The organism is Bacteroides zoogleoformans (assembly GCF_002998435.1).
Classification (GTDB): domain Bacteria; phylum Bacteroidota; class Bacteroidia; order Bacteroidales; family Bacteroidaceae; genus Bacteroides; species Bacteroides zoogleoformans.
The window spans coordinates 3,298,445-3,313,478 of record NZ_CP027231.1 but is presented as its reverse complement, the minus strand read 5'-3'; the positions used below and the strand labels follow the sequence as shown (position 1 = coordinate 3,313,478).

The window sequence follows — 15,034 nt, the reverse complement described above, 5'->3', positions numbered from 1 at the left end:
CAGGTTTTCGTTAAACAAATTTAGAAGGGCAGGTCGCCTGCCGAATTATCTTGTGTCGGGACAACTTGTGGCTGCATCGGTTGTTGCGGTTCAGCAGGTCCTCCACCTTGAGGAACATAAGAAGCAACACCCGCACCCGATGCTTTTGCTGTCAGCATTTCCATGTTATCAACAAAGATTTCTGTCACATAGCGCTTTACACCCGCCTGATCATCGTATGACCGAGTACGTATTTTCCCCTCCACATAAAGTTTATCGCCTTTATGCACATATTTTTCTACGGTTTCTGCCAGTCCGCGCCAGAATACAAGATTATGCCACTCTGTGCGTTCCGGAACCTGTGTCCCATTAGCCAAAGTATAAGCCCGGTCTGAGGTAGCCAAAGGCAAAGTAGCCACGGCAATACCGCTATCAAGGTATCTGACTTCCGGAGCTTTGCCTACATTTCCTATTAATATCACTTTATTTACTGACATAAGCCTCTCTATTTTTAATTATTTGCTGCCAAAATTAACGAGAATATTCACATCATGCAAGAATAAGACTAACTTTTATACATATTTCTCCAGAAAGGCATGAATCAATCGCGGCACTGCATAATCACCCAACTCTTCTATTTTAATCCGCCGGTAATCGGGAAAAGAATGCGAGGTAACAGGTAAAATCACTTCATAGAAATTCGTATAAATCACCCGATGTGATAGTATATGCTTTACATTACGCAAAACCGGACGAATCACAGGGGTCTCCCCTTCTACAAAAAAAGCCTGGAATTGTGGGCATGCCAGTAACTCCTCCTCCGGCAAATCTTTATCTGCCTCAACCAACGGTAACTCAAATAAGTTTTTCCAGATATCATTTTCCGTACGCTTACGTATCAATGTGAATTCTCCCATGCGTACATATATATAATTAAAGTAACGGTCAATGGTCTTCGTCTTATGCTGTTTCACCGGCAGCCGCATCACTTGTCCTTTTGCCAATGCCCGACAGCCGACAGCCAACGGACATGCCCTGCAATCAGGAAATTGCGGTACACACTGCAATGCTCCAAAGTCCATAATAGCTTGATTGTAATCAGCCGGTCTCGTTTTATCCAATAATTCTTCTGCCAAGTTCTTAAAAAGTTTCTTCCCTTCAGTAGAATCAATAGGCGTATCTATACCCCAATAACGGGCAAGTACCCGATACACATTACCGTCAACTACCGCATAGGGCATTCCATAAGCAAATGAACAAATTGCAGCTGCCGTATACTCACCCACCCCTTTCAAGGAGAGCACTTCTTCGTATGTTCTTGGAAATACTCCACCCATAGTTTGAGCCGCTACATGCAAGTTTCTTGCACGGGAATAATAGCCCAAGCCCTGCCAATACTTCATTACCTCATCCTCCGAAGCCGAAGCTAATGCCACTACATTGGGAAAACGCTTCACAAAACGAAGAAAATAATCATACCCTTGCGCCACCCTTGTCTGTTGTAGTATAATCTCAGAAATCCATATCACATAAGGGTCTGCCGTACTCCTCCATGGAAGAGGGCGCTTATTCTCTGCGTACCAATTCAATATTATCTCACTAAAGAAAATCATGCTGCAAAAATACTTCATTTTCAACCCAACAAAACTTATCCACATGACAAAAAGACAAAAATAGCAACAAAGCCTTTGCCACCTCTTCTTTATTGACTACTTTTGCGCAAAATTTAAAATCATTATTATTTCAAGGTAACTATGAATTGGTTAGAGACTTTGCTATGGGATCCTTCATCCGTAGCACACATCGTCTGCTTATATGCATTCGTCATTTCTGTGGGCGTATTATTAGGTAAAATCAAAATTTTCGGCGTATCATTGGGGGTAACGTTCGTTCTCTTTACCGGCATTCTGATGGGTCATTTCGGCTTCACGGGAGAGACGCACATTCTGCACTTCATCCGCGAGTTCGGTTTGATTCTATTTGTATTCTGCATCGGTTTGCAAGTAGGGCCGGCCTTTTTCTCTTCCTTCAAGAAAGGGGGCATGACGCTGAACATGCTTGCCGTGTGCATTGTGGCACTGAACATTGCAGTGGCCATGAGCATTTATTTCATTGACGGCAACATAGAACTGCCTATGATTGTGGGTATCCTCTACGGAGCTGTTACAAACACTCCCGGTTTGGGTGCCGCCAATGAAGCTCTAAGCCAGCTCCACTATACGGGAGACCCGATTGCCCTGGGCTATGCCTGTGCCTATCCGCTCGGTGTGGTAGGCATCATAGGTTCCATCATTGCCGTGCGCTACATCTGCCGTGTCAATCTCAAAAAGGAAGAGGAAGAACTGCATACACAGGAGGCCGACTCCAAGCATCAGCCCCACATGCTCCATCTGGAAGTGCGCAACGAGTCCATCGACGGCAAGAAGCTGATTCAAATCAAAGACTTTCTGGGACGCCCCTTCGTCTGTTCCCGCATTCGCCACGAAGGACATGTCAGCATCCCCAATCAAGACACGGAGTTTCATATAGGCGACCAGCTTTTCATTGTCTGCTCCGAAGAAGATGCCGAGGCAGTGATTGCTTTTATCGGCAAGGAAATAGAGGTGGACTGGGAAAGACAAGATACCCCGATGGTTTCACGGCGCATTTTGGTCACCAAATCCGAAATCAACGGCAAAAAACTGGGAAGCCTTCACTTCCGCAATATGTATGGAGTAAATGTGACTCGCATCAACCGTTCGGGCATGGATTTGTTCGCCGACCCTGATCTGGTGCTTCAAGTGGGCGACCGCGTCATGGTAGTGGGACAGCAAGATGCCGTAGAACGTGTGGCCGGCGTATTAGGCAACCAATTGAAGCGTCTGGACACTCCGAACATCGTGACCATCTTCGTAGGTATCTTCCTTGGAATCCTGCTGGGCAGCCTTCCTATAGCTTTCCCCGGCATGCCTACACCTGTAAAGCTCGGTTTAGCGGGCGGTCCGCTTGTGGTAGCCATCCTTATCGGCCGCTTCGGGCACAAGATACACCTCGTCACTTATACCACCATGAGTGCCAACTTGATGCTACGTGAAATAGGTATCGTGCTTTTCCTTGCCAGCGTAGGCATAGAGGCCGGAGAGCATTTCGTCCAGACGGTGGTAGAAGGTAACGGATTGTCATACGTAGGATACGGATTCCTGATAACCGTCATTCCACTGCTCATTGTCGGCATCGTAGCCCATCTTTATTTCAAAGTGAATTACTTCACTCTGATGGGACTGATTGCAGGTAGCAACACCGACCCTCCCGCATTGGCCTATTCTAATCAGACAGCAGGCAATGACGCACCGGCAGTAGGCTATTCAACGGTTTATCCGTTGACCATGTTCCTGCGCATCTTGGCAGGGCAGATGATTCTGCTGGCAATGATGTAGCCTCGCTTTCTATATAAGAACAGAGCAAGGTAAGTCAAGGTAAGTTCTAAAAATTACGATATCGAAATTGTGAGACCGTACCGGCAGACACTGTTTCTGTGGTATAAGTTTTCGAGGAGTTATCTCTGTCTAAGCAGAAGTCTATCCGCACCGTGCGAGCGTAAATCCACAAGTTATGTACTCCTTTCTGTGCTTAGAAAAATTAGCGAAGCGTTGATTGTTAACAATCAACGCTTCGCTAATTTACAATTTTAGAGGAATACTATTTGATTTCTCGCAGTTCCCAACCTAATGCACTGGCACCCAGCACTGCTGCGTCAGAGTCTTTCAACTCGGAAGCCAGCAACTTCGTTTTGCCTTTGTAGATATTCAGCACATTGGCATCAATAGCCTTCTGGATGGGCTTGAAAATATAATCACCCGCTTTTGCCAAACCGCCGAACAGCACGATGGCTTCCGGACTAGAGAAAGCTATGAAATCTGCTAAAGCCTCACCCAAAATAGTACCGGTAAACTCGAAAATGTCCTGAGCCAACTTATCACCCTTGACAGCCGCATCATACACATCTTTGGAAGTGATGTTCTCGGCCGGAATAGAACGCAACAAACTGGGTTCCGTGCGCGCAGCCAAAAACTCGCGTGCCGAGCGAGCCACACCTGTGGCCGAGCAATAAGTTTCAAGACAGCCATGCCGTCCGCATCCGCAAAGACGCCCGTTTTCGCGACGGATAATGGTATGGCCTAATTCTCCGGCAAAGCCATCGTGCCCGTAAACCATCTGTCCATTGATGACAATACCGCTGCCCACGCCTGTACCCAGCGTAATCATAATGAAATCTTTCATGCCACGTGCCGCACCGTAAGTCATTTCGCCTACACCGGCCGCATTGGCATCGTTGGTCAATGCGGTGGGGATGCCCAAGCGCTCTTCAAACATAGCAGCCAAAGGAATTACACCCTTCCAGGGAAGATTAGGGGCAAACTCGATGGTACCACTGTAGTAATTGCCATTAGGAGCACCGATGCCGATTCCCTTTATCTTCTCCACCCCTCCATTGGCTATAATCAGAGGGAGCAGATTCTTGCATACTTCATCTACATAGTCGTCAACCTTCTCAAAAGAGGCGGTCTTAATAGAACCACTTGTGACAATTGTCCCACGTGCATCCACAATGCCAAAGACCGTATTTGTACCGCCAATGTCAATACCCACTACATAGGGTTTCTCCATGTTTGAATTCATGATATTTCTTATTGTTTAAAGGGTTAGTTAATGTATTTATGGTTACAAATTACACAAAGAAAAATGACACTTCAAAATCTTTCCTAAAAAAAGTGTGTTTATAGTGCAACTTTTGACACTATCTTTGCGTCTAATTATGAAAAACAGCGTAAACAAAACAAGCAATAAACAGTGAAGTCGTGATACAGCTAAAAGAAATCAACAAGACCTACAACAACGGAGCACCTCTGCATGTGCTCAAAGGCATTGATCTTAACATCGAAAAAGGAGAGTTTGTTTCCATCATGGGAGCATCCGGTTCGGGAAAGTCCACTTTGCTGAACATATTGGGTATTCTCGACAATTATGACACCGGAGAATATTATCTGAATGGTACGCTCATCAAAAAACTCAGTGAGACGAAAGCCGCCGAATATCGCAACCGCATGATTGGCTTCATTTTCCAATCATTCAACCTGATCTCCTTTAAGAATGCCATGGAGAACGTGGCGCTTCCCCTCTTCTACCAAGGGGTGAGCCGCCGCAAACGCAATGCGCTGGCCATGGAGTATCTGGATCGTCTGGGACTGAAAGAGTGGGCGCACCACATGCCGAACGAGATGTCCGGCGGACAGAAGCAACGTGTGGCCATTGCCCGTGCCCTCATCACCCAACCGCAGATAATCTTGGCCGATGAACCTACCGGTGCACTGGACAGCAAGACGTCCGTTGAAGTGATGCAGATTCTGAAAGACCTGCATAAAGCCGGCATGACCATCGTCGTGGTGACTCACGAAAGCGGCGTATCCAATCAGACAGACAAAATCATTCATATCAAGGACGGAGTCATAGGAAACATCGAGGAAAATCTGAACCATAACGCCTCGCCCTTCGGAAAAGACGGATTTATGAAATAACCGAAAGGCAGAAGACACAACCACAATCTGGCGGTTTGCAGCATTGTCAGGTAAATAGAAAATTGCAAATAAGGAACTAATAAATTGAACAGATGATAGACCTTTGGCAGGAAATATACGGAACCATTAAGCGCAACAAACTGCGTACCGCCCTCACAGGCTTTGCTGTGGCATGGGGCATCTTTATTCTTATTCTGCTGTTGGGAACAGGCAACGGGGTGATGAATGCACAAAACGAACAAATGGCTTCATTGGCCATGAATTCGATAAAAGTGGGGGCCGGATGGACCAGCAAACCCTATGACGGATTGAGTCAGGGAAGAAGAGTCCAACTTAACAACGCTGACCTCGCCATCACCCGAAACATGCGGAAGAACGTGGAAAATGCAGGGGCTGTGATATACCAAAGTGGCATGAACATCAGCTATGGCAACGAGTACGTCAACGAGCGATTGATGGGCGTACATCCCAACTACCTGGAGATAGAACGCCCTACCGTAGTCGAAGGGCGGTTTATCAATCAACTGGATATCAAAGAGAAAAGAAAAGTAGCCATCCTCAACCAACGTTCGGTGAAAACTCTTTTCAAACATGGAGCAAAGCCGCTTGGAAAAATGCTGAATATAGGAGGTGTGATGTTTCAAGTGGTAGGCGTCTATAAGGATAAGGGAAACAGTAGCGGACAAGACGTATTCGTTCCCTTCAGTACCTTGCAGATAGTATATAACAAGGGAGACAAGTTGAACAATATCCTGATGAGTATTAAAGACCTGAATACGAAAGAAGAAAACAAGGCTTTCGAAGCGGACTACCGGGCTGCCATCGGCGCTCACCAGCGTTTCGACAAGACCGATGACGGCGCCATCTGGATATGGAACCGCTTCACCCAAATGACGCAGATGAACAAGGGGGCCGACTACATGCGGACAGCCATCTGGATTATCGGGCTCTTCACATTGTTGAGCGGCATTGTCGGCGTATCGAACATCATGCTGATTACCGTAAAGGAACGGACAAGAGAGTTCGGCATACGCAAAGCCTTGGGAGCACGTCCTTGGTCTATCCTGAAGCTGGTCATCGTGGAGAGTGTGGGCATTACGGCTTTTTTCGGCTACATAGGAATGGTGGCGGGAGTAGGAGTGACGGAATATATGAATATGACGGCAGGAAAAGCCGTGATGGATATAGGAATAGAACAGCAAACCATGTTCCTGAACCCTACCGTGGACTTAGGGATTGCTATCCGCGCTACAATGACCTTGATTGTGGCAGGCACTCTGGCGGGCCTGTTTCCTGCGCTAAAGGCTGTAAAGACCCGCCCGATAGAGGCACTGAGAGCCGATTAAAAAGCCGCATCCTAAAAAAATATAGACTATACGGAAAATTATGAAATTCGACTTAGATACATTCAACGAAATCCTGCTTACCATCACGCGTAATAAAACGCGCAGTTTACTGACTGCTTTCGGCGTATTCTGGGGCATTTTCATGCTGGTGACCCTGATGGGTGGAGGAAACGGATTCAAAGCATTGATGAGCAGCAACTTCGAGGGATTCGCACAAAACTCGGCTTTCGTCTGGCCGCAACGCTCCGGAGAAGCCTACAAAGGATTCCGCAAAGGTCGCTGGTGGAATCTGGAACAGACAGACATACAGCGAGTGCGTCAGATAGAAGGTATCGACATCGTAACCTGCTTACAGAACCGATGGGATGCGACTGCCGTCTATCAAGACAAGAAGAGTGAAAGTGTGGTTATCAAAGGGCTTTATCCCGAATACGACTTTATAGAGAAGCAAAAGGCAAAATACGGACGATTCATCAACGATATTGACATTCTGGAGAAACGTAAAGTGTGCTTCATCGGAAAAAAAGTCAGCGAAGAATTATTCGGAAAAGACATCGACCCTTGCGGAAAACTGATAAAAGCAGACGGAATCTACTATCAAGTGATTGGCATGGCAGACGATACAAGCGGCAACATACATATAAGCGGCAGTGCGGACGAGAGCATCGCCATTCCTTTCAGTACCTTTGCCGCAGCCTACAACATCGGAAGTGACATCGGGCTGATGTGCCTCACCATGAAACCGGGATATAAAGTGACGGAAGTTCAACCGCACATAGAAAGTATCGTCAAGCAATACCATCTGCTGCATCCGGACGACACACAGTGCATGCAGTTTCTAAATGCCGAAGCTCTGTTCTCAATGGTCGATTCACTATTCAAGAGCATCAACCTGCTGATATGGATGATTGGTTTGGGCACGCTGATAAGCGGAGTCATCGGCGTGTCGAACATCATGATGGTGACCGTAAAGGAACGCACCACGGAGATAGGTATCCGCCGCGCCATTGGAGCCACACCGCGTACCATCATGGAGCAGATTCTGACCGAAAGCATGGTGCTGACACTGATTGCCGGTATGGCAGGCATCTCGTTCTCCGTATTTATATTGCAAATGATGAATATGGGCATGGAATCCTCTGATTTGCCGGCCGATTTCCAAGTAAGTTTCGGATTGGCGATAGGTGCTGCCATCATGGTAATGGTATTAGGAATTACCGCCGGAATAGCACCGGCCTATCGAGCCATGAATATCAAGCCCATCGAAGCAATAAGGGACGAGTAAATGCCTTACACGGAGTGATTGGTTCTCATATAACAAAAAACAAGACTCCCGATGCAGTAGAATCACAATATCGTAGAATAAAACAATAACATAAGAATAAGATGAAAACTAAAAAGTATCTGAAAATCGCATTGTTGGTAGTAGTAGCTGCCTTGTTTATCTGGACATTTGTATTCCTATACCAAAAGTCCCGTCCTAAGGTTATGGTTTACGAAACCGTAATTCCGGAAGTGACAGACCTTGAAAAAACCACCGTGGCTACCGGCAAGGTAGAACCGAGAGACGAGGTTCTAATCAAACCACAGATCTCCGGTATCGTTTCGGAGGTATATAAGGAGGCCGGGCAGACCGTCAAAAAGAACGAGGTCATAGCCAAAGTGAAAGTGATTCCGGAATTGGGAACATTGAACTCCGCCGAAAGCCGCGTGCGGCTGGCAGAAATCAATGCGGCACAAGCCGAAACGGATTTTGCCCGTACACAGAAGTTATACAAGGACAAACTTATCAGTTCCGAAGAATACGAAAAAGGTGAAATGGCCGTAAAGCAGGCACGCGAGGAGTTGCAAACAGCCAAAGACAACCTGGAAATCGTGAAGGAAGGCATCACCAAGAACAGCGCCTCTTTCAGCAGCACGCTCATCCGCTCCACGATTGACGGACTGATTTTGGATGTACCCATCAAAGTAGGAAACTCGGTTATTATGAGCAACACCTTCAACGACGGAACCACGATAGCTACCGTAGCCAACATGAACGACTTGATTTTCCGCGGCAACATTGACGAGACGGAAGTGGGACGTGTGCACGAAGGCATGCCGGTGAAACTTACCATCGGCGCTTTGCAGAACCTCTCATTCGGTGCTATATTGGAATATATATCCCCGAAAGGCGTGGAACAGAACGGCGCCAATCAGTTTGAAATCAAAGCTGCCATCTCGGCTCCGGACAGCGTGCAGATACGCTCGGGGTATTCGGCTAATGCCGAAATCGTGTTGGAACGTGCGCAGAAGGTACTGACCCTGCCAGAAAGCACAGTGGAATTCAGCGGCGACAGTACGTTTGTATATGTAATGACGGATAGCATACCGGCACAAAAGTTTGAACGTCGCCCCATCAAAGTGGGTATGAGCGACGGCATCAAAATCGCCATCAAGAGTGGAATCACCGCCAAGGACAAAATTCGCGGAGCAGAGAAAAAGGAAAAATAAAACGTAACAGCCTAACAACAGATATAATATGAAACGTAAAAAGATATTCTTATCCTTCGTGATATTGAGTTGTGTCGCCATGCAAGCGCAAGAACGGTGGACTTTGCGCCAATGCATAGACTATGCCATCGAACATAACATCGGCATCCGCCAAACGGCCAATGCCGCCAAACAAAGTGCCGTCGAAGTAAATACGGCCAAATGGGCACGACTGCCGAACCTGAATGCCAATGCCGGCCAAAGCTGGAACTGGGGACGCACACAAACGGCCATCAAGAACGAAGACACCGGAAATTATTCCACCGTGTACGTAAATACCAGCAGCCACGGTACCAACTTCTCTGTCAGCACCAATATTCCCATCTTCACCGGCTTGGAAATTCCCAACAGGTATGCACTGGCGAAACTGAACCTCAAAGCCGCTATGGCCGATTTGGACAAGGCCAAAGAAGATATCGCAATCAACATAGCCTCGGCCTATCTGCAAGTGTTGTTCAACGAGGAGTTGCATCAGATTGCTTTGGGGCAGGCCCAACTAAGCAAAGAACAGTATGCCCGCATCGGTCGGCTGGCAGAACTGGGCAAAGCCTCTCCTGCCGAACTGGCCGAAGCCAAGGCACGTGTGGCACAAGATGAGATGAATGTGGTGCAGACCGACAATAGCTCTAAATTGGCACTGCTCGACCTAAGCCAACTTATCGAGCTGGAAACTCCGGAAGGTTTCAGACTGGAGTCTCCAACCGTGAATCCGGATTTGATACCGCTCACTCCGCCTGACGAAATATTTCAGACAGCCATGGCGAGCAAAGCTTCCATTCAAGCCGCACAGTTCCGTCTGGAAGGCAGTAAGCACAGCATACGCATAGCCCAAAGCAATTACTACCCGCAACTGAGTCTGAACGGCAGCCTCGGTACGAACTATTACTCTACCATAGACCGTACATTCAAACAGCAGATGAACGACAACTTCAACAAATATGTGGGGCTCAGCTTCAACATCCCTATCTTCAATCGTCTGGCTACCCGCAACCGTGTGCGCACAGCACGTTTGGAACACGAAAACTATGCTTTGCAACTGGACAATGCCAAAAAAGTGCTTTACAAAGAGATTCAGCAAGCGTGGTATAATGCGACAGCGGCAGAAAGCAAGTATGGCAGCAGCCATGCAGCTACCATTGCCGGCGAAGAATCGTTCAAGCTGATGAGCGAGAAGTATGAAAACGGGAAAGCCAATGCCGTGGAATACAATGAAGCCAAACAAAATCTGATGAAAGTACAATCAGACGAACTGCAAGCCAAATATGACTATCTGTTCCGTACCAAAATATTGGATTTCTACAAAGGGAAAGCTATCGAATGAGAAGGAATACGACGCATGGAATCCATCAAAACCATCACTGAAAAGTGAAGCGAATAGCATTATTTTAAATGATAATCAGATTATTCAATAATCCCAAACAGCTTCCGTTTTTTCCCTATTGGGGTGATAGGAATGCATTTAGAATGGGAACAGTAGCGGTAATACCAATACCATCACCACCCCCATAATAATCTGCAATGGGAGCCCCACTTTTATATAGTCCATAAAAGTGTATTGGCCTGCCGGCATGACCAAAGCATTGGGCGGAGTGGAGAATGGAGAAGCAAAACACATGCTCGCAGCAACCGTCACCGCAAACAGGAAAGGAACGGGACTCACGCCAATCTGAATGGCACTGTGAAGGGCAATAGGCGCCATGAGCACAGCTGTCACCGTATTGCTGATAAACATGGTCATCAAAGAGGTAGTGAAATAAATGCCTGCCAACAGCACAATGGGGCCATAGCTTCCCAATCCACTCACCAGCGTATTGGATATATATGCCGAAGCACCCGTCTTTTCAAGGGCAAGCGACATGGGAAGCATGGCAGCGAAAAGCACAATCGTTTCCCAGTTTATGGTCTTATAGGCAGCCTCCACATTACGGAAACAGCCTGTCAGTACCATCAACAACCCGGCTATCATCACGGCAGTCACCGGAGCTACGGGAATGAAGTCGAATACCATCATTACAACCATCAGCAACATGATAGCGGCCGCTACCGGTGCCTTATAGTCTAAAGTCACTTTAGCGGCCTCAGCCAAAGGCTGACCCAACACCACCCATTCGGAGTCTTCCTTGCTTAAACGGGCAATATCTTGCCATGCGCCCTGCACCAACAGCACGTCACCACTATGCATACGTTCCACCCCCAAATCGTGCAGGATATATTCTTGCTTACGCCGTATCCCCAACACGTTCACATTGAACTTATCACGAAATCCCGCATCCTTCACAGTCTGGTTCACAATATTGGACGAAGGCATCAAGACTATTTCAGCAATGCCTATGTCGTAGAAATCAAGTGACTTATCGACTTTGGCCGCCTCTTCCGTAGTATGCCCGTCGAGCATCTCAAGCAGAAACTCCTCGGAAAAACGATTCACGTTGGAAATGTCGCCCGTGACGTAAAGCACGTCGCCCGAGCTCAAGGATGTATCAGGAGAAGCCAGTTTCTGGGTCACAGTCTTCAGAAAACGGTGTTGAGAAGAATCGGCACTGCGCACTTCGATGATGTTCAAATCAAACTTGCGACGCACATCCAGCTCAATAATCGTTTTGCCTATCAAGCGGGATCCGCTGTTGACCCGCAACCTGAACAGATTGCTGGACAATCCGTACTCCTTTACCAGCTGGTTGAGCGATTTGCCAGCCAACGAGCCGTCACTCTTCTTCCCTTTCTTGGAAAGAAACCATTTGGTGAGAGGCAACAATACCAACGTACCCACCACCACACATACAATGCCCACCGGCAGAAAGGAAAAGAAAGACAAGGGCTCGTATCCGGCTCCGGTCAATGTATTCTGAATAACCAGGTTCGGGGGAGTACCGATAAGCGTCATCATACCTCCCATGCTACTTGCAAAGGCCAAAGGCATCAGCAATCTGCCGGGGTTCATCTCCGCACTCACAGCCAGACTGACCACTATGGGAAGCATCAGAGCCACAGTACCTGTATTGCTGACAAAAGCCCCGATGCCCGAAGTAACCAGCATAACCAGCAGAAATAATCTTAACTCACTCTTGCCTGCCAGCTTCAGTATATGCGAGCTGATCATCTTTGCCAACCCGGTCTGAAAGATGGCTCCCCCCACAACAAACAAGCCCACCATCATGATAACCACCGAGTTTGAGAACCCCGACAATGCCTCTTCGGGCGTAAGGATTTGAAAGATCAACAGTCCCAGCAACGCACAAAGTGCCACAATATCCGAACGGACTTTACCAGCCACAAAGAAAGCAGCCGAAAGAATAAGAATAATCAGAGTTATCAGCATAAACAAAAGCTCTTATGGTATAAAGATATGGAAAATCTATTTTTTAGAGTACTGCAAATTTAAACAGAATAAATCACATTTGAGCAATTATTCCTCAAAACATGTGCCATCCGCTCTACACATTTATGAGTTTTGCACATTGAACTTCATTTATAACGCAAAGGAATTCAACGTTTTACACTTGCACAAGCGTGGCCTTACACTTGTACAAGTGTAAAGGAGTAATTATCAGCATATTCCCTGATTTAGACAGATGCTTTTTCTGTTAATAGACAATCTTGGTAGTCACTTCTTTGGCATCGTGTCTCGAACCGATAGTCACTTTTTTGAAGTTCTACTGATAGAATAGACACTCCTAAGTGAGTTACCCTGATTCTGTTGTCCCGTCTTGCCGGAATTGCAACCCCGCGTCTGTTTGTTCGCAAGACAGGGTCATTTTGGGTGATTTACTCCATAGCCAAACAATGCAAAATCGCCGAGGCAAGGGTCACCGGGGAAAACTTCCGCCAAAGCCGCCGTAATGCGACGGGCATTTTTCAAAGAGAAAGTCTCGGTCTCGGTCAGCCCCAAGGCACAAGCCACCCGACAAACATGCGTATCCAAAGGAACAATTAAATCCTTGCAATCAAAACTCTTCCAGATGCCGAAATCCACTTCGGAATTTTTCCGTATCATCCAGCGTAAAAACATGTTCAGCTTCTTCTGCGGACTCTTGGCGGAGACATCCAGAAAAGCACACAACCTCTCCATCGGAATGCCCGAATACACGTGCAACGCATCTTCCAAACTCTCAAAAGCAGAATACGCCTTGTGCAGCCTCCTGAAATAAGCATGAAAATCCGAGTAAGAAAGCATGCGATAAAAACTCCTCCGATCTGAAGCAAGAAAATCGACTTCCCACTGACGGGCCAACACGTACTCGTAAGGAGATGCTCCCATCAGCCCATGAATCTCATCGGCTTTCTTCAATATTTGCCTGCGGTTTCCGAAACTCATGATGGCCGTCAGCAGACCACTGATTTCAATATCCTGCTTCTGCAAGTAGCGGTGTGGAAACTGTACGGGGTCGTGCGGGATAAAACCGGCACAATGATACGTTTCCGCCCACCCCAAAAGTTGTCTTTTAGTATCTTCAATCATCGTTCAAGACAATTATCTTCTTCATCCGGATTGCAAAGATATTGCAATTAGGGCAACATCGGATAAACCGAAAAGAAAAAACTTTTTTTATCAGAAAGCATTGATGGCATTGACAATCCATGCCCCTACTTCCTTCGTGCCATATTTCGCACCACCCTCCACCTGAATCTCCGGAGTGCGGACAGTGGCCTCAAGAGAAGCATCGACAACCTTACGAATCAATGCACCTTCTGCTTTCAGGTCAAAGTACTCGAACAACATGGCTACCGAAAGAATCTGCGCCAACGGATTGGCGATGTTCAGCCCTTTGGCTTGCGGCCAAGAACCATGAATCGGTTCGAACACCGGTGTGCTTTCACCGGTAGAGGCGGAAGGGAGCAACCCCATGGAACCGCTGATACAAGAACCTTCGTCCGTCAGGATATCGCCAAAAGTGTTCTCCGTTACCATCACGTCAAAAAACTTAGGTTCCTGAATCATGCGCATGGCGGCATTGTCCACATACATATAGTCGGTGGTCACTTCCGGATAAAGGGGAGCCATTTCCTGAGCAATCTGTCGCCACAACCGGGAAGAAGCCAGCACGTTGGCCTTGTCTACCACGGTAAGGTGCTTGCGGCGCTTCATGGCATACTCAAACCCTACCTTCAAAATACGCTCAATTTCAGGACGGGTGTACATGTTCGTGTCATACGCCTTGTCGTTGTCCTGATACTTCTGACCGAAATACATGCCGCCTGTCAGCTCGCGGATACACAGAAAATCCGCCCCGGCTACCAATTCCGCACGAAGCGGGGATTTATGAAGCAGGCACTTGAAAGTCTGCACCGGACGAAGATTAGCGAACAATCCCAATCTCTTGCGCATGGCCAGCAACCCCTGTTCGGGACGCACTTTTGCCGTAGGGTCATTGTCGAACTTAGGGTCGCCCACAGCCGAGAAGAGTACAGCATCCGCATGCTTGCAAACCTCATAGGTGGCTTCGGGAAAAGGATCACCCACTTTGTCTATGGCATCGGCACCGCAAATAGCATATTCATAAGTCACTTTGTGTCCGAACTTCTCGCACACGGCAGTCATTACATCCACACCTACGGCAGAAATCTCAGGGCCGATACCATCACCGGCCAATACGGCAATTTTAAAATCCATAATTTCTTCTG

The 15,034-nt window shown here is 47.3% G+C and carries 12 protein-coding genes; 6 read left to right on the top strand and 6 right to left on the bottom strand.

What is annotated here, in order from left to right:
- Positions 1 to 20 precede the first annotated feature (20 nt).
- Together C4H11_RS13840 and mutY are read right to left on the bottom strand one after the other, a co-directional pair.
- A complete protein-coding gene (locus tag C4H11_RS13840) occupies positions 21 to 476 on the bottom strand; it encodes a single-stranded DNA-binding protein (RefSeq protein ID WP_106042888.1) in 456 nt (151 codons plus the stop codon).
- A gap of 75 nt (positions 477 to 551) precedes the next feature.
- Complete coding sequence (gene mutY, locus C4H11_RS13835) at positions 552 to 1,592, bottom strand: A/G-specific adenine glycosylase (protein ID WP_234819839.1); 1,041 nt, start codon at positions 1,590 to 1,592, stop codon at positions 552 to 554.
- Between the two features lie 141 nt (positions 1,593 to 1,733).
- Between mutY and C4H11_RS13830 the strand changes: the two genes are divergently transcribed.
- The gene (locus C4H11_RS13830; protein WP_106042884.1) at positions 1,734 to 3,395 is read left to right on the top strand and encodes a putative transporter; all 1,662 of its coding nucleotides are present in this window, start codon (positions 1,734 to 1,736) and stop codon (positions 3,393 to 3,395) included.
- Between the two features lie 262 nt (positions 3,396 to 3,657).
- On the opposite strand, the gene C4H11_RS13825 is transcribed toward C4H11_RS13830, so the two are convergent.
- Positions 3,658 to 4,638, bottom strand: a complete 981-nt coding sequence (locus tag C4H11_RS13825; RefSeq protein WP_106042882.1) for an ROK family protein — start codon at positions 4,636 to 4,638, stop codon at positions 3,658 to 3,660.
- 179 nt (positions 4,639 to 4,817) lie between these two features.
- Between C4H11_RS13825 and C4H11_RS13820 the strand changes: the two genes are divergently transcribed.
- From C4H11_RS13820 to C4H11_RS13800, 5 genes are all read left to right on the top strand, one after another.
- Positions 4,818 to 5,534: an ABC transporter ATP-binding protein gene (locus C4H11_RS13820; protein ID WP_106042880.1), complete on the top strand. Its 717-nt coding sequence runs from the start codon at positions 4,818 to 4,820 to the stop codon at positions 5,532 to 5,534.
- Between the two features lie 92 nt (positions 5,535 to 5,626).
- Positions 5,627 to 6,880 (top strand): ABC transporter permease, encoded by a 1,254-nt coding sequence (locus C4H11_RS13815; protein ID WP_106042878.1) that lies wholly within the window; start codon positions 5,627 to 5,629, stop codon positions 6,878 to 6,880.
- Between the two features lie 40 nt (positions 6,881 to 6,920).
- Positions 6,921 to 8,165, top strand: a complete 1,245-nt coding sequence (locus tag C4H11_RS13810; RefSeq protein WP_106042876.1) for an ABC transporter permease — start codon at positions 6,921 to 6,923, stop codon at positions 8,163 to 8,165.
- A 101-nt stretch (positions 8,166 to 8,266) separates the two neighbouring features.
- Entirely contained in the window at positions 8,267 to 9,373 is a 1,107-nt protein-coding gene (locus tag C4H11_RS13805) for an efflux RND transporter periplasmic adaptor subunit (RefSeq protein WP_106042874.1), read from the top strand.
- 28 nt (positions 9,374 to 9,401) lie between these two features.
- Positions 9,402 to 10,733 (top strand): TolC family protein, encoded by a 1,332-nt coding sequence (locus tag C4H11_RS13800; RefSeq protein WP_106042872.1) that lies wholly within the window; start codon positions 9,402 to 9,404, stop codon positions 10,731 to 10,733.
- A gap of 138 nt (positions 10,734 to 10,871) precedes the next feature.
- Here C4H11_RS13800 and C4H11_RS13795 read toward each other — a convergent pair whose 3' ends face one another.
- The 3 genes from C4H11_RS13795 to leuB form a co-directional block, all read right to left on the bottom strand.
- Positions 10,872 to 12,731, bottom strand: coding sequence for an SLC13 family permease (locus tag C4H11_RS13795; RefSeq protein WP_106043472.1), 1,860 nt, complete (start codon positions 12,729 to 12,731; stop codon positions 10,872 to 10,874).
- A 432-nt stretch (positions 12,732 to 13,163) separates the two neighbouring features.
- Positions 13,164 to 13,871 (bottom strand): TIGR02757 family protein, encoded by a 708-nt coding sequence (locus C4H11_RS13790; protein WP_106042870.1) that lies wholly within the window; start codon positions 13,869 to 13,871, stop codon positions 13,164 to 13,166.
- Between the two features lie 90 nt (positions 13,872 to 13,961).
- On the bottom strand, positions 13,962 to 15,023 hold the full coding sequence (gene leuB, locus C4H11_RS13785) for a 3-isopropylmalate dehydrogenase (protein ID WP_106042868.1): 1,062 nt from the start codon (positions 15,021 to 15,023) through the stop codon (positions 13,962 to 13,964).
- Positions 15,024 to 15,034 lie beyond the last annotated feature (11 nt).